A 22,153-nucleotide genomic window follows, 5' to 3' on the forward strand; every position below is an offset into this window, starting at 1 on the left:
GGTGCTCGCAAGCTCGCTCCTCATATGTCCAAGAACCGGACGTCGTGGGCGTTGCGCTGGATGAACGTCCGCCGCGACTCCACGTCCTCACCCATGAGGATGGAGAACATCTCATCCGCAGCAGCGGCGTCGTCGATGGTCACCTGACGCAGGGTGCGCGTCTCGGGATTCATCGTCGTCTCCCACAGCTCCTGATCGTTCATCTCGCCGAGGCCCTTGTACCGCTGGACGCCCCCCTCCTTCGGCAGCCGGTTGCCGGCGCGCGCGCCCTCAGCGAGGAGGGCATCCTTCTCGCGGTCCGAGTACACGTACTGGTGCTCGGCGTTCGTCCACTTCAGCCGGTACAACGGCGGCTGCGCCAGGTAGACGTGTCCGCCCTCGACGAGGGGCTTCATGTAGCGGAACAGCAAAGTGAGCAGCAGCGTCGCGATGTGCTGACCGTCGACGTCGGCATCGGCCATGAGCACGATCTTGTGGTAGCGCAGCTTGGCGATGTCGAACTCCTCGCCGATGCCCGTACCGAACGCAGTGATGAGCGCCTGGATCTCGGCGTTGCCGAGCGCACGGTCCAGCCGGGCCTTCTCGACGTTGAGGATCTTGCCGCGCAGCGGAAGGATCGCTTGGTGCTCGGGGTCGCGCCCCTGCACGGCGGAACCGCCGGCGGAATCACCCTCGACGAGGAAGATCTCCGAGACCCGGGCGTCGCGGCTCGAGCAGTCCTTGAGCTTGCCCGGCATCGACACCGACTCCAGCAGACCCTTGCGGCGCGTCGCCTCGCGGGCCTTGCGCGCCGCCAGACGGGCGGCGGCAGCCTGCTGCGACTTGCGGAAGATGTCCCGCGCCTCGTTCGGGTGCGAGTCGAGCCAATCGCCCAGGTGCCCGTACAGCTGGGTCTGGACGAACGTGCGCGCCTCGGTGTTGCCGAGCTTGGTCTTGGTCTGCCCCTCGAACTGCGGCTCGCCGAGTTTGACGGAGATGACAGCGGTCAGTCCCTCCCGGATGTCCTCGCCGACGAGGTTGTCGTCCTTCTCCTTCAGCAGCCCCTTGTCACGCGCGTACTTGTTCATCAGCGAGGTCAGCGCTGCACGGAACCCCTCTTCGTGCGTGCCGCCCTCGGTGGTGTTGATGGTGTTCGCGTAACTGTGCACGGACTCGGAGAACCCTGAGGTCCACTGCATGGCGATCTCCAGGGAGATCTCCTTGTCGGTGTCCTCCGCCTCCAGGCTGATGATCTCCGGGTTGATCGCCTCGACCCGCTTGGTCGAATTGAGGTGCTCGACGTAGTCGATGAGGCCGTTGTCGTACTTGAAGGTCACCTCGCGGTGGCCGGGACGGTGGTCGTCCTCGGTGCCCGCCTCGTCACCGGTGATCTCGTCGCCGACGTCGGTGACACCCGAGCGCTCGTCGATGAGCGTGATCTCCAGTCCCTTGTTGAGGAAGGCCATCTGCTGGAACCGACCACGAAGCGTCTCGAAGTTGTAGTCCGTGGTCTCGAAGATGTCGTCGTTGGCCCAGAAGGTGACGGCGGTACCGGTCTCCTCGGTCGGCTCGCCCTTGCTCAACGGGCCGGTGGGGATCCCGTCGACGAAACCCATGGTCCAGACGTGACCGTCTGTCTTGACCTCGACCTGGAGGCGGTGGGACAGCGCGTTGACCACCGAGACGCCCACGCCGTGCAGGCCACCGGAGACGGCGTACCCGCCGCCGCCGAACTTGCCCCCGGCGTGTAGGACCGTCAGCACCACCTCGACGGCGGGCTTGCCCTCGGACTCGATGACGCCCACCGGGATGCCGCGGCCGTTGTCGACCACCCGGACTCCGCCGTCGGGCAGGATCGTGACCTCGATCCGGTCGCAGTACCCCGCGAGCGCCTCGTCGACGGAGTTGTCGACGACCTCCTGCACCATGTGGTGCAGACCGCGTTCTCCGGTGGAGCCGATGTACATGCCGGGACGCTTGCGGACGGCTTCGAGCCCCTCGAGAACGGTGATGTTCTCGGCTCCGTAGGCCTGGTCGGGCGGTACGGTTCCGGGGCTGGAGACCGATGGTGCCGGCACTACCGGTGGAGCGTCCGTGTTGTCGGGATGATCGGCAGCTTCGGCACGGTGGTCAGCCACGTCGTAGGCTCTCCTCGTCTCGCGGGCAGCGCGCCGCCGCACTCAGGTTTCGGCACCCGGGTGTGCGGCCACCGCATGGACCCACGGCACGCTGACGCATGCTGTGGGCGGGTCGGTCCATTCTACAGCGCCGACGCGGAAAACTCCGAATATCCACAGCGTTATCCACAGCACCGTGTCGCGCTGCCGATGGAGGTCGATGTGACGCGACAGTCCGACTAGCCGTACGTGTCGCGGGGCCCACGACCACGTACCGAGCGCCGGCCGTACTTCCAGCTCGGACCGCCCGGACCGAGGACCGTGATCGAGGTGACGACACCGTCGCCGACCTCCTCGGCGAGGCGCTTCTCGAGCTGCGGGATCAGCAGGCGTACCTGTGTCGCCCACGCGGTCGAGGTGGTGCGCAGCACCAGCGCTCCGTCGTCGAAGGTCTCCACCTCGCAGTGATCGGCCACCTGGTCGCCGACCACCTCGCGCCAGCGACCGACCACGCCGCCGACGTTGACCGGCACGCTCCAGCCGCGTTCGAGCAGCATCCGCTCCGCGATTCCACCCAGTGGCTGCGGGTCGCGCCGGGACGGCCCGGGACCAGAGATCGCGTGGCCCATCCCCGGGCCTGGTCGCCACGATGACGGTTCGTCACCGCCGGCAGGATCGGCGGGGTCTGCCGCGCCCGTCGGACCGCTGGACGGGCGGCGCCGCCGGGTGCGCCGGTACCCCTGCGCGCGGGCCGCTTCGCGGGCCCGCTCCAGCGCGAGACGCGCGACGGCGTCGTCCTGCTCGTGATCGCCTCCTGAGGCCGAGGCGCCCGGATCTTCAGACCGGCCCGATGGGTCCGGTTCCGCAAGGGGACAGGTCTGGTCAGACACGGGTCACCGCCCCGTCGCGTACGTCGAATCGCGCGCCGGCCAGTCCGTCGGGCACGTCCTCGGCCACCGCAGCGGTGATGAGGACCTGCTGGCTCGCCGCGACCAGCTCGGCGAGCCGGGCACGACGCCGCGAGTCCAGTTCGGCGAACACGTCGTCGAGGATGAGGACGGGCTCGCCGTCAGGCCCCCACGGTGAGGTGTCGTCCTCACGGAGGACCTGGTAGGAGCCCAGGCGCAGAGCCAGGGCGTAAGACCAGGATTCACCGTGACTGGCAAAGCCTCGGGCGGGGAGCGTGCCGAGCGTGAGCGCGAGGTCGTCGCGATGGGGGCCGACGAGTGCGACGCCGCGTTCGATCTCCTTCTCGCGCAGCCGCCCCATGGCTGCGAGCAGTCGGTCCCGGACCGCTGTGGTGTCCCGCAGGGCTTTCTCGCGCTCGTCCACGGTCGCCCGCGCGGAATCGCCGGCCTCGCCCGGATCACCCAGCAGCGCCGTGTCCGGATCCGGAACCTCGTCGACGACGTCGATGCTCGCGCGGTAGTCGATCCGTGCCGGACCCTGCCCCGAACTGACCTGCTCGTACGCCGCTGCGACATGCGGTCGCAGGAGCCGCACCACCTCGGCGCGTGCCGCCACCAGTTGTGCGCCGACGTCGGCGAGCTGGGCGTCCCAGACCTCGAGCGTGCCGCTGTCTTCCCGGCCTCCGCGCCGACGTGCCGCTCCCGCCGATTTCAGTAGCGCCACACGTTGCCGCAGCACCTTGTCGTACTCGCTGCGCAGGGCCGCCAGGCGGGGCGTCAACAGGACGACGAGGTCGTCGAGAAACCGCCGGCGGCTCCCGGGGTCTCCCTTGACGAGCTCGAGATCCTCCGGCGCGAAGACGACGGTGCGGACCACTCCGAGAGCTTCGCGGGTACGCACGGCCGTGCGATTCAGCCGCGCGCGGTTCGCCTTGCCGGCGACGATCTCGAGCTCGACGACACTCGGGCGTTCGCCGTGAACCACCTTGGCACGCACGACCGCGCCAGTGGTGCCTTGGCGCACCAGGGCGGCGTCGGCCGCCACACGGTGGCTCGAGAACGTCGAGAGATAGGCGATCGCCTCGACCAGGTTGGTCTTGCCCTGACCGTTCGGGCCGATGAACGCCGTGACGCCCGGCTCCAGTGCGAGCACGAGCTCGTCGTAGGAGCGGAAGTCGTCGAGGGCGAGGTCGGACACATACATCCGCGCCCTCCTTCTGCGGTGGTCTCAGTCCTCGGTGGCCGCGGGATCCGGCGTCCCGGCAGTGCCCTGCTCGGCCGGCCGCACGGCGTGGCCCCCGAACTGCTGCCGCAATGCTGCCACCGCACGCATGGCGGAGGAGTTCGGCAGGCGCGAGGAGAACCGCGCGAACAAGGCGGCCGAGATCACCGGCACCGGTACGGCGTCGTCGATGGCTTCCATGATGGTCCAGCGGCCTTCGCCCGAATCCTCGACCCAGCCGGTGATGTCATCCAGCCCGGGATCCTCCTGGACCGCCCGGACCATGAGATCCAGCAGCCACGACCGCACCACGGTGCCTCGGCGCCAGGCGTTCATCACCGGTGCCACGTCCGGGATGAGGTCCTCGCGGGCCTCGAGGAGCTGGTAGCCCTCGGCGTACGCCTGCATCAGGCCGTACTCGATGCCGTTGTGCACCATCTTCGCGTAGTGCCCGGCGCCGACCGGACCGGCGTGGACGAACCCTTCCTCGCGCGGACCCTCCGGCCGCAGCGCGTCGAAGACCGGGAGCAGCAACTCGATGTCTTCGGTATCGCCGCCTGCCATGAGGCCGTAGCCGTTGTCCCGGCCCCAGATGCCGCCGGAGACACCGACGTCGACGTACTTCACGCCTTGTGCGGACAAGGTCGCGGCGTTGTCACGGTCGTCCTGGAAGTGGGAGTTGCCGCCTTCGACAACGACGTCGCCCTCATCGAGCAGATCGGCCAGGTCGCGGAGCACCGCGGCCGTCGGGTCCCCGGCCGGCACCATGACCCAGATCACCCGACGCGGAGACGGCACCGCCGCTACAAGATCAGCGAGGGTGGCGACCTCCGTGGTGTTCGGGTCCATGTCGAACCCGGTCACCTCGATCCCGGCGGCCCGAAGACGTTCGGCCATGTTCCCGCCCATGCGGCCCAGGCCGACCATGCCGATGTGCATATGGATCCCTCTTTCGAAGCTGGTGTCGCTATGTCGGTCAGCCCGCGAAACGGATCGGCATCAACAGATAGCGGAACGCGGACTCGTCGTCGCCCTCGAGCTCCGCCTGACCGGTCATGACGGCCGGCTTCGACGGATGGGTGAACGACATCCTGACGAACGGGGTGGTCAGCGCCCCGAGACCGTCGAGAAGGTAGAACGGGTTGAACGCGGTCGTGATGTCCTCGCCGGTGAAGGACGCCTCGAGCGCCTCGGAGGCCTGCGCGTCGTCCCCTTGCCCCGCCTCGAGGACCACCTGGCCTTCACTGAACGACATCCGCACCGGGGTGTTTCGTTCGGCCACCAGGCTGACGCGGCGTGCGGCGTCGATGAGCTGCTGGGTGGCGACGACAGCGTAGGACGTCGTCGAATCCGGGAAGAGTCGCCGCACCGGCGGGTAGTCGCCCTCGACCAGTAGCGACGTGGTGCGCCGTCCGCCGGCCTCGAATCCGACCAACGCGGCCGGGCCGGACGCACCGTCCGCAGCGAGCGCAACGTCGACCTGGCCGGCCGACGTCATCGACTTCGCGACGTCGGACAGGGTCCTGGCACGGACGAGGGCCGCGGTGGAGACCGACGGTGAGGCGGGGTGCCACGCGAGCTCACGCAGCGCGAGGCGGTAACGGTCGGTCGCCAGGAGCGTCATCTTCTCGCCCTCGATCTCCACACGTACACCGGTGAGCAGCGGCAGCGTCTCGTCCCGGCTGGCCGCGATGGTCACCTGTGCGACGGCCTCGGCGAAGACGTCGGCATCGATGCTGCCGGTGAGTTCCGGAAGCGCAGGAAGGGCGGGATAGTCGTCGACGGGCATTGTCAGCAGCGTGAACCGCGACGCGCCACAGGTGAGGACAACCTTGGATCCGTCGAGTTCGACCTCGACCGGCTTGGCGGGCAGGGCCTTGCAGATGTCGGCCAGCAGCCGTCCGGACACGAGGACCACGCCGTCGACCTCGACCTCAGCGGGTGTCTGGGATCGCGCCGAGACCTCATAGTCGAAACTCGACAAGGTGAGGGTGCCTTCGGTGGAGGCTTCGAGTCGGACGCCGGCGAGCACGGGCACGGGCGGCCGCGTCGGGAGGGAACGTGCCGTCCAGGTGACAGCCTCGGTGAGCACGTCACGTTCGACCCGAAACTTCACGATGGATGACCCTCTCTCGACGACGGTGCCCGCGCCGCGGGCGGTCGTGCACACGGCGCAGACAGCAACCTTATGCGAGTGAGCGGGAGGCTCGGTAGGTGGAACGACATCCGATGTGAGTCATCCGCGCCGGCCGGGCCTTGGTGGTTCTCCACATCTCGATCGGTCTTACAGGGTCATCAGCGTCATAGCCGTTGTGGACTCTGTGGAGATCGAGTGTTTCTGCTGGTCAGACGGCGGGTGGCGCTGTGGGCGGCGTGGTGATCACACGTGTGGGCGACGGCCGGTGGCAGTGGATCCTGACGTTCTGCACCACACACGTCCACCGGAAGCTTGTCATTCGTCCACTGTTCGGCGCGGGGTTGTCCACGTTCGTCCACAGACTTGTGCACAGCTGTGAATCGCGTACCCGTGAAGGCGCGGTGATGACAAGAGCCGTCTCGGTACGCGGGCGGGGACGTAGCCGCAATGTGAGCTCAGGAACTGCGCGCCTTCTGCTTGATGCGGTTCGTCAGTTCCGTGACCTGGTTGAACGTCGACCGCTTCTCGGCCATCTGCTCACGGATCTTGCGGTTGGCGTGCATGACGGTGGTGTGGTCGCGGCCGCCGAAGAGCTGACCGATCTTCGGCAGCGAGAGGTCGGTCAGCTCACGGCAGAGGTACATCGCGATCTGGCGCGCGTTGACGAGCACCCGTGACCGGTCGGCGGAACACAAGGCCTCGATGGTGATCGAGAAGTAGTTCGCCGTCTGGCTCATGATGAGCGACGGCGTGATGTCCTCACCCTCCGGGTCGGTGATGAGGTCCTTGAGGACCATCTCGGCGAGGGAGAGCTCGACCGGCTGACGATTGAGATTCGCGAATGCCGTGACGCGGATCAGTGCGCCCTCGAGCTCGCGGATGTTCGTCGAGATGCGCGAGGCGATGTACTCGAGGACCTCGGGCGAGGCCTGCAGATTCTCGTTGACCGCCTTCTTCCGGAGGATCGCGATCCGGGTTTCCAGATCCGGTGGTTGGACGTCGGTGAGCAGACCCCACTCGAACCGGGAACGCAGGCGGTCCTCGAACCCTTCGAGCTGCTTCGGGGGTAGGTCCGAGGTGATGACTACTTGCTTGTTGTCGTTGTGGAGCGAGTTGAAGGTATGGAAGAACTCCTCAACGGTCTGCTCTTTGCCACCCAGGAACTGGATGTCGTCGACGAGCAGGACGTCGACGTTGCGGTAGCGGCGCTGGAACGCTTCTGCCTTGTCGTCGCGGATCGAATTGATGAAGTCGTTCGTGAACTCTTCGGAGTTGACGTACCGCACCCGGATGCCCGGATACAGATTGCGACCGTAATGGCCGATGGCGTGCAGCAGATGCGTCTTACCGAGACCGGAACCGCCGTAGATGAACAAGGGGTTGTAGGCCTTGGCCGGCGCCTCGGCGACCGCCGTTGCAGCTGCGTGGGCGAACCGGTTCGAGGACCCGGTCACGAACGTTTCGAAGGTGTACTTCGGGTTCAGCCGTGCGGAGTCGATGCCGTCCTCGACCGAGCTGCCGCGGTCGGCGGCGGAGCGCTGGGGGAAGGGACGCTCCTCCGGTGCCCGGGCCGGGGTGCGGGCGGACGGCGGGCTGGGCTCCGGCTCAGCGTCCTGGGCCGGAGCGGCCGGCGCGGGAGCGTCCTCCAGGGTGGGATCGACCGTGACGGCGAAGCGGACCGGTTCACCGACGACCTCGGCCAGTGCCTCGGTGATGGGCACTCGTGCGCGGGTCTCAAGGAAATCCTTGGCGAAATCGCTCGGGACGGCGAGCAGGATGGTGCCGTCGATGACACCGAGAGGACGGGTCAGGCCGACGAAGGCGAGCTGGGCTCGGCCGATCTCTCCCCGGGAGGTGAGCAGGTCGACCGCCCGTGCCCAGCTCTCGGTGATCGGTTCGTTCTCCGGCAACTGAGTCCCCCCGGGCGTGTACGGTCGGCGTCTCCATCGACGAGGCTGAAGACAGCAGTGTCCCATGACAGTGCCTCGTCCACACAGTTGTCCACAAGTGTGGGTAAGTCCTCACCGCGCAGGACCCGCGAGACTGTGCGGCTCTGTTGGCACACTCGCGGTCGGGCTTCACGCGATGGTTGATGTGGCTCGGTCCACAGGTGTGCACGGCCGCCCGTGATTGACCCCCTCATCGGCCTCGCGTATCGTGAACAGGCCGTCTCGACGGATCTTGTGGTGTGCCCGCGGCGTGTGTCGTGTGTCGGACCTGAGAACGCGAGCAGAGCCTTTCTGCCCCGGAACGCGGGGCCTGACGAAGACCGAGCGTTTTGGAGTAAGCCGTGAGCAAGCGCACTTTCCAGCCGAACAACCGGCGCCGGGCCAAGGTGCACGGGTTCCGCCTGCGCATGCGCACCCGGGCCGGCCGCGCCATCCTTTCCGCGCGTCGCCGCAAGGGTCGCGCCAAGATCTCCGCCTGACCCGCGAGTGCTGCCGACCCGGAATCGGCTGCGCCGGTCGGAGGACTTCACCGACGCAGTTCGCCGGGGGGCGCGAGGCGGGGCACGGCGGGTCGTCGTGCATGTGGCGGGCTCAGGCCCTTCGGCGCCGGCGAGCGACCGGGACGAGAACCCGGTGCTCGTCGGCTTTGTCGTGCCGCGGGCGGTGGGTGACGCGGTCTCGCGCAACAGGGTCAAGCGTCGGCTGCGCCATGTCATGCGAGACCGTGTGAGCCAGCTGTGGCCTGGAACCAGGATCGTTGTCCGGGCTCTTCCCGCAGCGTCACGGGCCACGAGCGCCGAGTTGGCCCGGGACGTGGACGTCGCGTTGCACAAGGCGCAGCGTCGTGGAGCCAGATCGAGCGTGAACCGATGAGGACGCGGTCACGGAACCCGCTGACTTGGCTACTCGTTGTCCTCGTGCGGGGGTACCAGACGATCGTCTCGCCGTGGTTTCCCCAGACGTGCCGTTACTACCCCTCGTGTTCGGCCTACGCGATCACCGCGCTCCGACGGCACGGTCCGCTGAAGGGTACGGCGCTCGCCGTGGGGCGGGTGCTGCGGTGCCACCCATGGAGCGCGGGAGGTGTCGACCACGTTCCACCCCGCGGCCGGTGGTCGAACCGGGGCGGGACACCGGAGCCGGGTGTGCCCGGTGGTTCGGGTCCTGACGCCGGAGCACGTACCCTCGGGGCAGATACGCGTGGGGCGCGATCGCACGCGCCGCAGGATTACTAGGAGCACACACCGCATGGACTGGTTCGACACAATTCTCTACCCGATCAAGGTCGCCGTGGCCTGGATCATGGTCGGAGTGCACGACCTGCTCGTGTGGCTCGGCATGACCGAGGGGTCCGGTGCCGCGTGGGTGCTCTCGATCGTCGGTCTGACCGTGGTGATCAGGATCCTGATCATTCCGCTGTTCTTCAAGCAGATCAAAGCGCAACGCGGGATGCAGCTCGTCCAGCCCGAGATGCAGAAACTCCAGAAGAAGTACAAGGGGAAGACGGACCCCGCCTCGCGCCAGAAGATGCAGCAGGAAATGATGGAGCTGTATCGCAAGCACGGGACGAATCCCTTCGCGTCGTGCTTGCCAATTCTGCTGCAGATGCCGATCTTCTTCGCACTGTTCCGGGTATTGCACTCACTCGGACCGCTATCCGTCGGCGAGTACCCGCGCGATTCGATCGGGCCGCTGACCCAGGAATACGCCGCACAGGCGGAGAGTTCGACGCTCTTCGGCGCCCGGATTTCGGAGACGTTCCTCCAGTCCCCAGATATCACGGTCAAGATCGTTGCCGCGGTGATGATCGTCATCATGTCGGCGACGATGTTCTTCTCGCAGCGGCAGTTGACGATGAAGAACATGCCGCAGTCGGCTCTGGACAATCCGATGGCACGTCAACAACGCATGTTGATGTACATCTTTCCGTTCATCTTTGCCTTCTCCGGAGTGTATTTCCCGATCGGTGTCCTCATTTACTGGACCATTTCCAACATGTGGACGATGGGTCAGCAGTTCTACACGATCCGTCGTCAGCCGGCGCCGGGGTCGGAGGCATACGAGGCCCGACAGGAGCGGATCGCCAAGAAGCGGGAGCGCAAGGGCCTTCCTCCGCTGGAGGAGGAGAACAAGCAGCCGGACGATGGGGTGAGCGAGGGCTCGAAGCCGTCGGGTCAGCGGGTGCAACCGAAGCGCAAGGACCGCGCGAAGAAGTCGGGCGGGAGCCGTCCGGCGAGTACGTCTGGTACCGCGTCGGCCTCGAACGGAGAGCCGGCCGCGGCTGCGAGTGGCGACGCCGGGAGTGGGGAGTCCGCCGCTTCGGCAGCCTCTGCGGACGAGGGCCCGATCGGCAAGGATGGACTCACTCCTGCAGAACGGGCACAGAAGCGCTACGACGAACGGGCCGCGCAGCGACGGGCGGCCGCGGCGAAGAGGAAGGCCCAGGCGAAGAACCAGGGCCGTAAGAAGTAGGCGGCGGAACGGTCCTGATGCAGGACACATCGCTGAGATCGACGACGCCGCCCACGCGGCAACTGGAGGTACCACTGTGAGCGAGGAGACTGAAACCGTGACCGAGTCGGTGGGACAGGCTGAGGCCGACATGGTCAAGCGCCTCGAGGAGGAGGGCGAGATCGCCGCGGATTACCTCGAGGAGCTCCTCGACATCGCGGATCTCGACGGTGACATCGATATCGACGTCGACCACGGCCGGGCGGCGGTCGAGGTGGTCTCGGAGGAGACGGGATCACGGTGGCTCAAGCGCTTGGTGGGTAAAGATGGTGAGGTGCTCGACGCGCTGCAGGAACTGACGCGGCTAGCGGTCCAAGCGAAGACGGGCGAGCGGAGCCGGCTCATGCTGGACATCGCGGGCTACCGACGAGGACGCAAGGCGGAACTGACGCAGATGGCTGAAGCGGCGATCGCGCGTGTGAAGGAGTCGGGCCAGGACGAACACCTGGACCCGATGAATCCGTTCGAGCGGAAGGTCGTCCATGACGTCGTGGCTGCGGCGGGCCTGGTGAGTGACTCGGAGGGAGCGGAGTCGGACCGGCACGTCGTGGTGCACCCCGCCTAGCGCTGATGACTGCGCCCGAGCTGGAAGAGCCGCCGGCGGGGGTACGTGAGCTGTTCGGACTCGCGTGGGCTCCGATCGAGCACTTCGCGCAGATGCTCGCGGAGGAGGGTGAGCTGCGCGGGCTCATCGGCCCCCGCGAGCTACCGCGCCTGTGGAGTCGGCACATCGTGAACTCTGCGGCGGTCGAACCGTTCGTAGGTTCTGCAGCAAGCGTGGCCGACGTGGGAACCGGCGCGGGCTTTCCCGGCGTGGTTCTGGCCGTTATGCGTCCGGATCTCGACATCCACCTCGTGGAGCCGATGGAACGTCGGGTGAGATGGCTGACCGACGTGCTCGAGGAACTGGATCTCGACAACGTGACGGTGCAGCATGCCCGCGCTGAGGAACTGCACGGGCGGGCGACGTTCGATGTGGTGACCGCGCGAGCGGTGGCGGCGATGGACAAGCTTGCCCGGTGGACGTCCCCGCTGATCCGTCCCAGCGGCCGATTGGTGGCGCTCAAAGGTCAGCGGGCAACCGAAGAGCTCGAGGCTGCGAAGTACGTCCTGAGGAAGGCCAGGATGGACGACGTCGCGGTGCACGAGGTTCGACCTGTCGAAGCGGCAGAGGCCACGACCGTGGTCGTGGCAACCAAACGCCGTTGAGAACGATTAGCAACTAGCGTCTATTGGCGGGCGCGAGTGGTCACTGTCGCGCCGACTCGTCATTCCTGTGCCGAGTGGTCATTGTTGTGCCGAGTCGTCGATCGTGTGCGCCGAATGCCTGCCCTCTAGTTGGCGCGGCTACGGCGATCATGCTCGCGGCTTCTATCGTGGCGACGCACGGTTCCCAGGTTGAGCGATCGCCAGTTCGGTCGTTCAGCCTTCACCACCCGCCAGTCTGTGGAGATCGCGGTGCATGTGTAACGACGGTGAAGTCCCGCGAATGGTCGATGATGTGCCGGCTCTTCATACGCTGCCAGCATCGGCGGCCGACTGCGGGATCCGCCGGCGGCGGACGTCGGCCGGAACTCGCCGAGACCGGCGCCAGTCGGTGTCCGGCGTCGGCTCGCGACTGGCAAGCTGCGAAGGAGGCACATCGAGGGTTCCGTTTCACGTGGAACCCGCTGGTGCGCGGGGAACGGTGTGTTCGGTCGTGGCATGTCCTGAAATGGTGCGGGTCGTGTTAGCGGGAATGCCGCGCTACCCCCGGAAGCTCCCCGGGGTACTGCTGGGTGCGTGGAGGGACAGTGCGGAACAAGGTCGTCTCGCCAGTGTCTGGTGGGCAAGGCCAAGGTGCGTTTATCCCACAGGAGGCGTGAGCGGTGGGCAGCGTCGTTCCTTCTGCTGACCAGAAGGATTCGCCCGGGACGGTCGGAGGGGCAAATCGGGCACAGAGGCTGAGCAAGTTCTCGTAGCGTGTTGCCGCCTGTGACGTGGACTTGGGAGAGGCATGCGCCGCGTCGAACGTGTTGCGTAACGCCGATGGGTCACTCAGCGTGCTGGGGCGACCCGAGGGCGGAATGACGGACATTGCGTCGGGTTTCACGTGGAACGGTGGGATCGCTAGGCCTCAAGGGTCCACTCCCGTGATGGCGGTTACGTGCTGAGGTGCTGTGGTGGCGAGCATCCTCTTGCGGGCGGAGGCTCCCGACTGTGGCAGGCGCGTCTGGCGCGCATGGGGGGATGCCAGTGGGCTGCGCGAGTGGCGGATCTCGCGGAGGATGCCGACGCTAGTGGAGTTCGCTCCGAAACCGCGCGGCGACGCCGTCGGATGGATAGTGCGGTTTCACGTGGAACGACGTCGACCGGATGAGCCGTGCGAGGGCGGTGCGTACGCCGACATGGGGTCAGCGCCGCGTTCGTCGCGCTGGGAGACACGGCCTCGTTAACGAGTCTGATGCGTTGACGAAGAGTGCACGGCGGGGCTAGACATTGGCGCCGCCCGCCACCGGAAGGCGGTTCGAACGCCAGCATGCGTGGTCACGGATGAGGCCTGGGATTGAAGCGGCGGCGCGTGTGCCGGCAAGGGACGATGGTCGGATGCTCGAACGCACCGTCGGGCGATGCGCGTGGGCGTCGCGCCGCTGGTCGTCGGTTCGAAGTGGATTGGCTTGCTGTGTGCGGTTTCGGTGTAGGCCCCCGTCTGAGGCCCTCGGGCGGAATCCAGGCAGGTGGGTTCCACGTGAAACCGCGACGCAAGCGAGCCGGGTACGTAGTTCGCTACGAGGCGGAGGTACCGACACAAACGCGAGGGAAGCGAGGGCGGTACGTGGTATTGCCGCAGCGTCCGTGATCGTCAGGTGTACCGCGAAGGTGTGGTGGTGGAGGTGAACCCGCGACGACTGCGGTGGCACGGAATGCACGCACCTTGCAGAACCCCTGGGAAGGCCGTGGCTGGAGGCGACCCTCCCTCGCTAGGAGCGCGCCTGGCCACCTATGTGTTGGACTAGCGGTCCGTGAGGCAGGGCTTGCCCCGGCGGTAAAGGTGCCGCCGTGGGGACGACGCGATGCGTCCTGGGGCGCGGATCATGGGCGTACGAGTGCAGCCACGGAATGAGGACGGTTCGTTCCACGTGAAACGGGAAAGGGTTAGACGGAGGCCGGCGTGGCGATAAGTTCCGGTGGCAGTCGGAGTAGGTACCGGGCGCTACTCCGCCCGTACTGCTGTGGGCGATGGTTGAATCTCGGCACGATACACGTGACCCGACCACGGGGTGCGCTTGCCCGCCGTCATGTGGTGCGTACGCAAAGTCCGGGCCCTCGTCCCAGGAGATGCGGACCATCGCGGCTGGGAGTACATGCGGGATGGCCTCCACGACGTCGCGTCTCGACATCGTCGAGGACGTACTACTGGAACGGTGACCACGACCGTGTCCCTGTTAGGGCCGGGAGGGTGTGTTGGCCGTCAGGTCGGTTGCCTTAAGTGGGCGCTGCCTAGTGGACACTCCGGTACGGGGACTGCTGGAGCACGCGCAGGTTTGCAGCGATCGTGGTCGTGGTTTCACGTGGAACCGTCCAAGGTCTTGCTTGGCGTGGCCGGCGGGGAGAGTTGCTCCCGCCGCGGCTCTGACGAGATGCGGTGCGACGATCGGTCGATGGGGCGAACTCTCCCCCGCGACGGAAGTCGTGGGCGACCGCGAGCGATCGCCAGCCATGGGCGGACGTGTGGTGCGTCGCCGGCCGAATGCTTGCCCGATCGCCCATGATGTGTGGAGCGCGCGGATACTGGTTCGTCCGGACACCTGGGTCCCATTGCCGTCGCGGGCAGACTTGCGACACGTTTCACGTGGAACGGACCGGTCCTTGTTGGAGTGGGCGGGGAGCGGAACCCCAGGGTCTGGAGGACCCCGGGCCCGCGTGACCACCATGCGTGACCTCCGCGGCAGCGACCGCGCAGGTGCGTTCGGTGTGAGAAGGCAACTTCCACAGGTGAGGAGAGCGTGAGGCTGTGTTTCGGCATGGATGTACGCGGTCCGCCGTGGGGGCGGAGGCAGGCTTTGGCCTACCCGGACCGGCGCCAGATGCCGCAGAAGCGGGTTCCCTTCACGGGATCAAAGAGTTCGTTCCACGTGAAACTAGCACCCACGCCTTCCGAAACAGAGTACGTCCCTTCGTGTGTGGTCAAACTGTGACTGCTGGTCCGCCGTGACTGCCCAGTTGCGCGCTGAACTCGCGTCTCGGGTGGCGCCGTCGGCGGGCGTACGGGTGCGTCCGGAGCGGCTCTCGGAACTATCTGCGCTTAGTCGGTGTCGACGATGCCGCACGTGAGGCGTCCTCCCGAGAGCCGCGGCCGTGGCGCGGTGTGTGCCCTCTGGTTTCCCGCGAGGAACGACAGGAAGCCAGAACTCGGACCGGCGGACGCGCTCCGGGCGCCCTGATTCACGTGAAACGGTTGTGTGCCGCTTAAGTCCGATCGGCTTCGCTCCGAACAGTTCACCAGGCAGCTGTGCCGCGAAGGGCGCGATTCACCAGGGATGAACGGCCATGGGAGCACCAGGAGTGGGGCGGAGGATTGAGGGGCCTCTGACATGGCGCGCCGAGATGCCCTGCGCCGGCGATGACAGAGACGCTGTGGGCTGGACGCTTTCCGGCGGTCACCACAGCGGAAACGTGCGTCACCAGGCGTGGGGTTTCACGTGGAACAGCGACCCGCCGCAGCGATGCGCGGAGCGCGGCAGAAGCTCATTTACGATAGCGGGAGATCGTCACGCCGAGTGAAGGGTGCGCTGTGCCTCCGCAGGACGAACCAGCTGCACAGAATGGTATTTCCGCAGGTCAGAGCGGTAGCGGGCCGGACGATAGGCGCCGCGCGGCTCTTCTGCGAAGCGTGCCCGTCGTCGACGACACCACTCCTCTGGCAGCCCAGCTCGCCGAAGACGCGAGGAAGCGGATCGAGCTGCATGGCTCCACGTTTCTCAGGCCGGTGGAGACGAGGATTTTCACCATCGCGAATCAAAAGGGCGGAGTCGGGAAGACCACGACAGCAGTCAATATCGCCGCGGCGCTGGCAACAGGCGGACTCAACGTCCTCGTGATAGATAACGACCCGCAGGGCAACGCCTCGACCGCTCTCGGCCTCGAGCATCACGCGGGCACTCCGTCGATCTACGACGTCATCATCAATGACACGGCCCTGGGCGACGTGATCCAGCCTGCCGAAGACATCCCCGGCCTGTACGGGGCGCCGGCGACCATCGACCTCTCCGGTGCGGAGATCGAACTGGTCTCGATGGTCGCGCGCGAGAATCGGTTGAGGAACGCGATCCGCGACCACGTGGAGAAGCGCGAATCGGAGGGGCTTCCGCGCTTCGACTACATCATCATCGACTGCCCACCGAGCCTCGGCCTGCTGACGATCAATGCGTTCGTGGCGGCAAGGGAGGTCATCATCCCCATCCAGTGCGAGTACTACGCACTCGAAGGCCTGAGCCAGCTGCTCAAGAACATCGACCTCATCCGGGGCCACCTCAACCCAGACCTGCACGTGTCAACAATATTGTTGACAATGTTTGACAAGCGGACCAACCTTGCGCGCGAAGTTGCCGCCGAAGTTCGGCAGCACTTCCCCCGCGAGACCTTGGATGCCACCATCCCTCGCTCTGTCCGCATTTCCGAAGCGCCCAGCTACGGCCAGACAGTGCTCACCTACGACGCGGGTTCGACGGGAGCGCTGGCCTATCTCGAGGCCGCGAAGGAGATCGCGGAACGCGCTACCACCACTACCGGGCAACCGGCCGCCGCCGAGAAGGAGAACTGATGAGCGAGAAGCGTCGAGGCCTTGGCCGTGGGATCGGTGCCCTGATCCCATCCGCCCCACCTGAGGGCGAGGCAACCGACTCAGGCCAGCAGGCGGGCACCGCCGCGACGGCGACGATCGCACGCCCGGTCGATGTCTTCTTCTCGGGCTCTGGATCCGCGGAGTCCGCGGACGACCCAGCGGCGAACGAGTCCCCAGAGCAGACAAGCTCGGGACGCTCCGAGAACCGCTCGGCACGGTCCCTGATGGAACCTGGCCAGAAGCGGAGCAAGTCGAAGGCCGGGAGCAAGGCTTCAGGTACCCGGTCCAACCGAGGACGCGCGTCGGCAGCGAACACGGCCGCCGCCGACGCGGACGACGACGCGGACGGCTCGACCGAGCAGGTCGGTACCCCGACCGAGAAGGCGGCAGCTCCTTCTCGGAAGAAGGCGACAACCGGACGACGGACCGCGGCGTCGTCCTCCTCCGGCCACGACTCCTCCGGCCGCGACGCGACGGACGACACGTCCGCGACCGGCGACGGCGCAGCGGCAGGTTCTGCAGAGCCCGAGCTTGTCCCGGTCCCCGGAGCGACGTTCGCCGAGCTCCCGGTCGAGGCGATCATGCCGAACCCGCGGCAACCTCGTGAGGTCTTCGACGAGGAGGAGCTCGAAGAACTGGCTGCGTCGATCCGGGAGGTCGGAGTTCTGCAGCCGGTCGTCGTGCGCCCCATGGCGGAGCCGACCGAGGACGGCGTCGCCTACGAGCTCATCATGGGCGAGCGGCGGTGGCGCGCTGCGAGGGCGGCGGACAGCTCGACCATCCCTGCCGTCATCCGTGAGACGAGCGACGCCGACCTCCTCCGCGACGCTCTGCTCGAGAACCTGCACCGGTCCAACCTCAACCCGCTGGAGGAAGCCGCAGCGTACAACCAGCTGCTGGAGGACTTCGGGTGCACGCACGACGAGCTCGCTACCCGGATCGCACGCTCGCGTCCGCAGATCTCGAACACTCTGCGGCTGATGAAGCTGCCTCCGTTAGTGCAACGACGGGTGGCCGCCGGCGTACTGTCGGCCGGACACGCCCGCGCGTTGCTCGGTCTCTCCGACGCCGCTGCCATGGAGCGATTGGCGCAGCGGATCGTCGCCGAGGGTCTTAGCGTCCGGGCTACCGAGGAGATCGTCGCGCTGGGTGACGAACCGGTGGCGCCGGAGATGCGGCGTCGGCCGCGGACGAACGCGCACACCGAGCAGCTCGACCGACTTGCGACGCGCCTGTCCGACCGCCTCGACACCCGAGTCAAGGTCAATCTCGGCCAGCGCAAGGGAAAGATCGCCATCGAGTTCGCGTCGGTCGAGGACCTCAACCGGATTCTCGACTCGCTCGCGCCGGACGTCGAACACGTGGAGCCGAACACCGACTGAGCGGCGCCCGCCCAGCCGAGCCACGCGATGCCGAGGGACAGGGGATCGCAGTTGCCCGCGACCCGCAATGTCCGACCTGCACAGCTTTGACGAGTGGGCACGGATCCGACAAGTGGGCACAAGATTGACGAGTCGACACGAGGGGGTGGTCAGGGCCGGACGGCGGCGGTGCTGACGATGTCCACGTAGATGTCGGCGAGGTCTCGCGGGTCGGCGATCGCAGCCTGGGGGAAGAGGGAGGTCTCGGTCATCCCGGGGGCGACGTTGACGTCGAGGAACCAGGCGACGCCGTCGTCGTCGAGGATCATGTCCGTCCGGGACACGTGTCGCAGGCCGAGCGTCCGGTGGACCGCGACGGCGAGCTCCTGGACCGCTGACGTCTGGCCCTCGTCCAGCCTGGCCGGAGTGAAGAACTCGCTCCGGCCCGGGTTGTACCGCGCGTCGTAGTCGTACGGACCGTCCGTGACGATCTCGACGGCGGGCAACGCGCGCGGTTCGCCCTCGACGTCGATCACCGAGACCGCGACCTCGACGCCGCGGACGGCCCGCTCGAGCAGTGCGACGTCGCCGTAGGCGAAGCAGGCCACCATCGCCTCCGGAAGCTGGTCGGTCGAGCTGACCTCGGTGACGCCGAGCGCAGATCCACCGGCGGCCGGCTTGACCATCAGCGGCAGGCCCAACGTGTCCTCGACAGCGGAGAGCACTGTGCGGGCACCGACCTCACGGAACACCGATTGCGGCAGGGCCGCATGGTCGGGCGTCGGAAGACCGGCCTGGCGCAGCAGTGCCTTGGCGACGGGCTTGCTGGAGGCAAGCCGGCACGCGGCCGCCTCGCTGCCCACGTACGGGACGCCGACCAGATCGAGCAGGTTCTGCAGCGACCCGTCCTCGCCGGTCGAGCCGTGCACCAGCGGCCAGACGACGTCCGGCCGGATGTGACGCAGATGCGGCAGCAGCTCGGAATCGACGTCGAGGACATGGACCGCGAGCCCCGCGTCCCGCAGCACACCGGCCACCCGCCGACCGGACCGGATCGAGACGTCGCGCTCGTGCGACAGGCCGCCCGCCAGCACCGCGACCGACGGCCGGGTGCGCGCACCGGCGGATGACTGCTCGCTCATGGACACCTTCCTCAGACCTGATCGGGGGACGGGAAGTCGACACTGTCCCCGGGCCGCGGTGGATGGGGATGCGGGCCGGTGCCGAACATCTGGACCAGCTCGGCCTCGTCCCGGACGACGTCGGCGAGGCGCCGCACGCCCTCGCGGATGCGTTCCGGCGTCGGGTAGCAGAACGACAACCGCATGTTGCCGTGCCCTTGGCCGTCCGCGAAGAACGCGGTACCGGAGACGTAGGCGACGAGGTTCGTGACCGCTCGCGGCAGCATCGCCTGCGCGTCGAGGCCGCTGGGCAGCGTGACCCAGGTGTAGAAGCCGCCCTCCGGCACCGTCCACGACGCCTCGGGTAGGAACTCCGAGAGCGCGGACAGCATCGCGTCGCGGCGCTCGCGGTACATCGCACGGTAGTTCTTCACCTGGCTGTACCAGTCGTAGGAGGACAGGTACGTCGCGATGGAGAGTTGCCCCATCATCGTCGGCGACAGGATCGCCGCCTCGGAGGCGAGCACGAGCTTCTCTCGCACCGCGTGCGGCGCCAAAGCCCAGCCCACCCGGTACCCCGGCGCGAAGGTCTTGGAGAACGAGCCGAGGTAGACCACGCCCTCGGCGTCGTAGCTCTGCAGCGCCGGCATAGGGTCCGCGTCGAAGCCGAGGAGTCCGTACGGGTTGTCCTCGAGGATGAGCACGTGGTGGCGCCGGCAGATCTCCACGATCCTCGGCCGCCGCTCCTCGGAGAGCGTCACGCCCGCAGGGTTGTGGTAGTTCGGCACCGTGTAGAGCAGTTTGACGGGGCGGCCGGCCTTCTTCAGCTCGGTGAGTGTCGCGTCGAGGAGGTCGGGTACCAGGCCGTCGTCGTCCATCGGCACGTGCACCACGTCGGCCTCGTAGGCACGGAACACGCCGAGAGCCCCGACGTAGCTGGGCGCCTCCGCGACGACGACGTCCCCCGGGTCGAGGAAGATCTCCGCCACCAGATCCAGTGCCTGCTGCGATCCGGTGGTGACGACGACGTCGTCGGGGTGGGCGTGGATGTGGTCGTACCGCATGACCTCGACGATCTGCTCACGCAGCTCCTCCTCGCCCTGTCCGCCGCCGTACTGCAGCGCCTTCGAGCCCCGCTCACGCAGCAACTTGGCCGTCATCTCGGACAGGAAGTCCAGCGGAAGCCCCTCGATGTTCGGCATCCCACCGGCCAGCGAGACCACCTCGGGCCGATTCGCGACGGCGAAGAGCGACCGCACCTCGGAGGCGCGCATGCCGTGGGCCCGATCGGCGTAGGCGGAGAACCAGGGGTCGAGCCGGGTGCCGGCGGCAGCGGCGGCGGCAGCGGCGGCGTCCCGCCGACCGTGCTCGCCGTGCCCTGCCTGCACACCCGGTGCGTTCATGATCCTGCCTCTCGTCGGTGACTGCGCCGTATCCGTCGGCGTCGAGGGCAGTCTCTCACCGGCGCGGCGTTCGTCGTGTCGGCTGTCCGGCGTGGCTAGATCGCGCGGGACGGGAGGACATCACCACGGCGACTGGGCGTCGCTCCGCGGCAGAACTGACGCAGCGCTGACCGCTCAGCCGAGGTACTCGGAAAGCTCCTCGGTGAACGTCCTCTTCGGTTTGGCGCCGACGATCGACTTCACCAACTCACCGCCGACGTAGACGTTGAACGTCGGGATCGAGATGACGCCGTACTTCGCCGTCGTCTCCGGGTTGGACTCGGTGTCCAGCTTGGCGAACGTCATGGCCTCGCCGTGCTGTGCCGCGACCTCTTCGACGATCGGCGACATCTGCTTGCACGGCCCGCACCAGTCGGCCCAGAAGTCCACCAGGACCGGCTTGTCGGACTGCAGCACCTCGCGATCGAAGGTGCTGTCGGTGACCTCGGTGACACTGCTCATCGCACACTCCTTCCGTGCTGTCGGGCGCGGCGTACCGTCCGCGGCGACGGGCCCACGGACGGTACGCCGATGCTCAGACCAGCGCGCTCTCGGCCTTGGCGGTGTCCGCCTCGGCGCCGTCGGTCTGGGCGGCCTCGGGCTGCGGACGGCCGGCCTCGTCGAGGTCGGCGAGGTACCGCTCGGCGTCCAGTGCTGCGGAGCAGCCGGTCCCGGCGGCGGTGATCGCCTGGCGGTAGATGTGGTCGACGGCGTCGCCGCACGCGAACACGCCGGGCACGTTCGTCTCGGTGGTCGGGTGCTTGACGAGGATGTAACCCTCCGGGTCGAGCTCGACCTGTCCGGCCAGGATCTCGGTCCGCGGGTCGTGCCCGATGGCCACGAACAGGCCGGTGGCCTCGATCTCGCGCTCCTCGCCGGTGACGGTGTCCCGCAGCGTCGCGCCGGTGACCTTGTCCTCACCGTGGATGGCGACCACCTCGCTGTTCCAGGCGAAGTCGATCTTCTCGTTCGCCATGGCGCGCTCGGCCATGATCTTCGAGGCCCGCAGCTCGTCGCGCCGGTGGACGATCGTCACGCGGTCGGCGAACTTCGTCAGGAACGTGGCCTCCTCCATCGCGGAGTCCCCGCCACCGACGACGAGGACGTGCTTCTCACGGAAGAAGAAACCGTCGCAGGTGGCGCACCAGGACACGCCCCGCCCGCTCAGGCGCTTCTCGCCCTCCAGGCCGATCTCACGGTAGGCGGACCCGTTGGCGAGGATGACGGCGCGGGCCGTGAGGGTCTCGTCGTCGTCCGTGGTGACGGTCTTCGTCTCGCCCGTGAGGTCGACGGAGACGACGTCTTCGTAGCGGATCTCGGCACCGAACCGCTCCGCCTGCTTCTCCATGTTCGACATGAGCTCGGGGCCCATGATCCCCTCCGGGAAGCCCGGGAAGTTCTCCACGTCGGTGGTGTTCATCAGCGCACCGCCGGCGGTGATCGCCCCGGCGAAGACCACCGGCCGCAGGTTGGCACGTGCCGCGTAGACCGCGGCGGTGTAGCCGGCCGGGCCGGATCCGACGATCACGACGTCCCTGAACTCGGGCGTGTTCTCCTGTGCAGCCATGTCGTCCTCACGGGG

Annotated in this window: 18 protein-coding genes; 8 read left to right on the forward strand and 10 right to left on the reverse strand. The window is 67.4% G+C overall.

Annotation, left to right across the window (positions count from 1 at the left end):
• Window positions 1-20 precede the first annotated feature (20 nt).
• From gyrB to dnaA, 6 genes are all read right to left on the reverse strand, one after another.
• Complete coding sequence (gene gyrB / locus ACFSE6_RS11715; protein ID WP_388007654.1) at window positions 21-2,057, reverse strand: DNA topoisomerase (ATP-hydrolyzing) subunit B; 2,037 nt, start codon at window positions 2,055-2,057, stop codon at window positions 21-23.
• A gap of 278 nt (window positions 2,058-2,335) precedes the next feature.
• A complete protein-coding gene (locus tag ACFSE6_RS11720; RefSeq protein WP_388006941.1) occupies window positions 2,336-2,725 on the reverse strand; it encodes a DciA family protein in 390 nt (129 codons plus the stop codon).
• 253 nt (window positions 2,726-2,978) lie between these two features.
• Window positions 2,979-4,208 (reverse strand): DNA replication/repair protein RecF, encoded by a 1,230-nt coding sequence (gene recF / locus ACFSE6_RS11725; protein WP_388006944.1) that lies wholly within the window; start codon window positions 4,206-4,208, stop codon window positions 2,979-2,981.
• 24 nt (window positions 4,209-4,232) lie between these two features.
• Window positions 4,233-5,165, reverse strand: a complete 933-nt coding sequence (gene gnd / locus ACFSE6_RS11730; RefSeq protein WP_388006947.1) for a phosphogluconate dehydrogenase (NAD(+)-dependent, decarboxylating) — start codon at window positions 5,163-5,165, stop codon at window positions 4,233-4,235.
• 37 nt (window positions 5,166-5,202) lie between these two features.
• Complete coding sequence (gene dnaN / locus ACFSE6_RS11735) at window positions 5,203-6,342, reverse strand: DNA polymerase III subunit beta (RefSeq protein WP_388006950.1); 1,140 nt, start codon at window positions 6,340-6,342, stop codon at window positions 5,203-5,205.
• Between the two features lie 476 nt (window positions 6,343-6,818).
• Window positions 6,819-8,273, reverse strand: a complete 1,455-nt coding sequence (gene dnaA, locus ACFSE6_RS11740; RefSeq protein WP_388006953.1) for a chromosomal replication initiator protein DnaA — start codon at window positions 8,271-8,273, stop codon at window positions 6,819-6,821.
• Window positions 8,274-8,653: 380 nt separating this feature from the next.
• On the opposite strand from dnaA, the gene rpmH reads away from it, so the two are divergent.
• From rpmH to ACFSE6_RS11780, 8 genes are all read left to right on the forward strand, one after another.
• Window positions 8,654-8,791, forward strand: a complete 138-nt coding sequence (gene rpmH / locus ACFSE6_RS11745) for a 50S ribosomal protein L34 (protein ID WP_388006956.1) — start codon at window positions 8,654-8,656, stop codon at window positions 8,789-8,791.
• A gap of 7 nt (window positions 8,792-8,798) precedes the next feature.
• Window positions 8,799-9,185, forward strand: coding sequence for a ribonuclease P protein component (rnpA, locus tag ACFSE6_RS11750; protein ID WP_388006959.1), 387 nt, complete (start codon window positions 8,799-8,801; stop codon window positions 9,183-9,185).
• Window positions 9,182-9,547, forward strand: a complete 366-nt coding sequence (yidD, locus tag ACFSE6_RS11755; protein ID WP_388006962.1) for a membrane protein insertion efficiency factor YidD — start codon at window positions 9,182-9,184, stop codon at window positions 9,545-9,547. The genes rnpA and yidD overlap by 4 nt, the downstream gene beginning before the upstream one ends.
• Window positions 9,548-9,560: 13 nt before the next feature.
• Complete coding sequence (yidC, locus tag ACFSE6_RS11760) at window positions 9,561-10,784, forward strand: membrane protein insertase YidC (RefSeq protein ID WP_388006965.1); 1,224 nt, start codon at window positions 9,561-9,563, stop codon at window positions 10,782-10,784.
• A 130-nt stretch (window positions 10,785-10,914) separates the two neighbouring features.
• Window positions 10,915-11,388, forward strand: a complete 474-nt coding sequence (locus ACFSE6_RS11765; RefSeq protein ID WP_388007657.1) for a Jag family protein — start codon at window positions 10,915-10,917, stop codon at window positions 11,386-11,388.
• A gap of 5 nt (window positions 11,389-11,393) precedes the next feature.
• The gene (rsmG, locus tag ACFSE6_RS11770; protein WP_388006968.1) at window positions 11,394-12,032 is read left to right on the forward strand and encodes a 16S rRNA (guanine(527)-N(7))-methyltransferase RsmG; all 639 of its coding nucleotides are present in this window, start codon (window positions 11,394-11,396) and stop codon (window positions 12,030-12,032) included.
• 3,664 nt (window positions 12,033-15,696) lie between these two features.
• On the forward strand, window positions 15,697-16,626 hold the full coding sequence (locus ACFSE6_RS11775; RefSeq protein ID WP_388006971.1) for a ParA family protein: 930 nt from the start codon (window positions 15,697-15,699) through the stop codon (window positions 16,624-16,626).
• Window positions 16,626-18,029 carry a ParB/RepB/Spo0J family partition protein gene (locus ACFSE6_RS11780; protein WP_388006974.1) on the forward strand — a complete coding sequence of 468 codons (1,404 nt, stop codon included), beginning with the start codon at window positions 16,626-16,628 and terminating at the stop codon, window positions 18,027-18,029. The genes ACFSE6_RS11775 and ACFSE6_RS11780 overlap by 1 nt, the downstream gene beginning before the upstream one ends.
• Before the next feature lie 149 nt (window positions 18,030-18,178).
• Here ACFSE6_RS11780 and ACFSE6_RS11785 read toward each other — a convergent pair whose 3' ends face one another.
• The 4 genes from ACFSE6_RS11785 to trxB form a co-directional block, all read right to left on the reverse strand.
• Window positions 18,179-19,150 (reverse strand): D-alanine--D-alanine ligase family protein, encoded by a 972-nt coding sequence (locus tag ACFSE6_RS11785; RefSeq protein ID WP_388006977.1) that lies wholly within the window; start codon window positions 19,148-19,150, stop codon window positions 18,179-18,181.
• Window positions 19,151-19,161: 11 nt separating this feature from the next.
• Entirely contained in the window at window positions 19,162-20,532 is a 1,371-nt protein-coding gene (locus ACFSE6_RS11790) for an aminotransferase-like domain-containing protein (protein WP_388006980.1), read from the reverse strand.
• 174 nt (window positions 20,533-20,706) lie between these two features.
• Complete coding sequence (gene trxA, locus ACFSE6_RS11795) at window positions 20,707-21,033, reverse strand: thioredoxin (RefSeq protein ID WP_388006983.1); 327 nt, start codon at window positions 21,031-21,033, stop codon at window positions 20,707-20,709.
• Window positions 21,034-21,106: 73 nt separating this feature from the next.
• A complete protein-coding gene (gene trxB / locus ACFSE6_RS11800) occupies window positions 21,107-22,138 on the reverse strand; it encodes a thioredoxin-disulfide reductase (protein ID WP_388006986.1) in 1,032 nt (343 codons plus the stop codon).
• Window positions 22,139-22,153 lie beyond the last annotated feature (15 nt).

Origin of the sequence: Georgenia deserti, assembly GCF_042680605.1 — a bacterium.
GTDB lineage: Bacteria > Actinomycetota > Actinomycetes > Actinomycetales > Actinomycetaceae > Allobogoriella > Allobogoriella deserti.

What these genes read in the sequence shown, in the direction of transcription:
- recF (WP_388006944.1), bottom strand. Translation starts at nt 4,208, where the DNA reads ATGTATGTGTCCGACCTCGCCCTCGACGACTTCCGCTCCTACGACGAG.
- trxB (WP_388006986.1), bottom strand. Translation starts at nt 22,138, where the DNA reads ATGGCTGCACAGGAGAACACGCCCGAGTTCAGGGACGTCGTGATCGTC.
- ACFSE6_RS11790 (WP_388006980.1), bottom strand. Translation starts at nt 20,532, where the DNA reads ATGAACGCACCGGGTGTGCAGGCAGGGCACGGCGAGCACGGTCGGCGG.
- gnd (WP_388006947.1), bottom strand. Translation starts at nt 5,165, where the DNA reads ATGCACATCGGCATGGTCGGCCTGGGCCGCATGGGCGGGAACATGGCC.
- ACFSE6_RS11765 (WP_388007657.1), top strand. Translation starts at nt 10,915, where the DNA reads ATGGTCAAGCGCCTCGAGGAGGAGGGCGAGATCGCCGCGGATTACCTC.
- ACFSE6_RS11720 (WP_388006941.1), bottom strand. Translation starts at nt 2,725, where the DNA reads ATGGGCCACGCGATCTCTGGTCCCGGGCCGTCCCGGCGCGACCCGCAG.
- ACFSE6_RS11785 (WP_388006977.1), bottom strand. Translation starts at nt 19,150, where the DNA reads ATGAGCGAGCAGTCATCCGCCGGTGCGCGCACCCGGCCGTCGGTCGCG.
- yidD (WP_388006962.1), top strand. Translation starts at nt 9,182, where the DNA reads ATGAGGACGCGGTCACGGAACCCGCTGACTTGGCTACTCGTTGTCCTC.
- rsmG (WP_388006968.1), top strand. Translation starts at nt 11,394, where the DNA reads ATGACTGCGCCCGAGCTGGAAGAGCCGCCGGCGGGGGTACGTGAGCTG.
- yidC (WP_388006965.1), top strand. Translation starts at nt 9,561, where the DNA reads ATGGACTGGTTCGACACAATTCTCTACCCGATCAAGGTCGCCGTGGCC.
- trxA (WP_388006983.1), bottom strand. Translation starts at nt 21,033, where the DNA reads ATGAGCAGTGTCACCGAGGTCACCGACAGCACCTTCGATCGCGAGGTG.
- ACFSE6_RS11780 (WP_388006974.1), top strand. Translation starts at nt 16,626, where the DNA reads ATGAGCGAGAAGCGTCGAGGCCTTGGCCGTGGGATCGGTGCCCTGATC.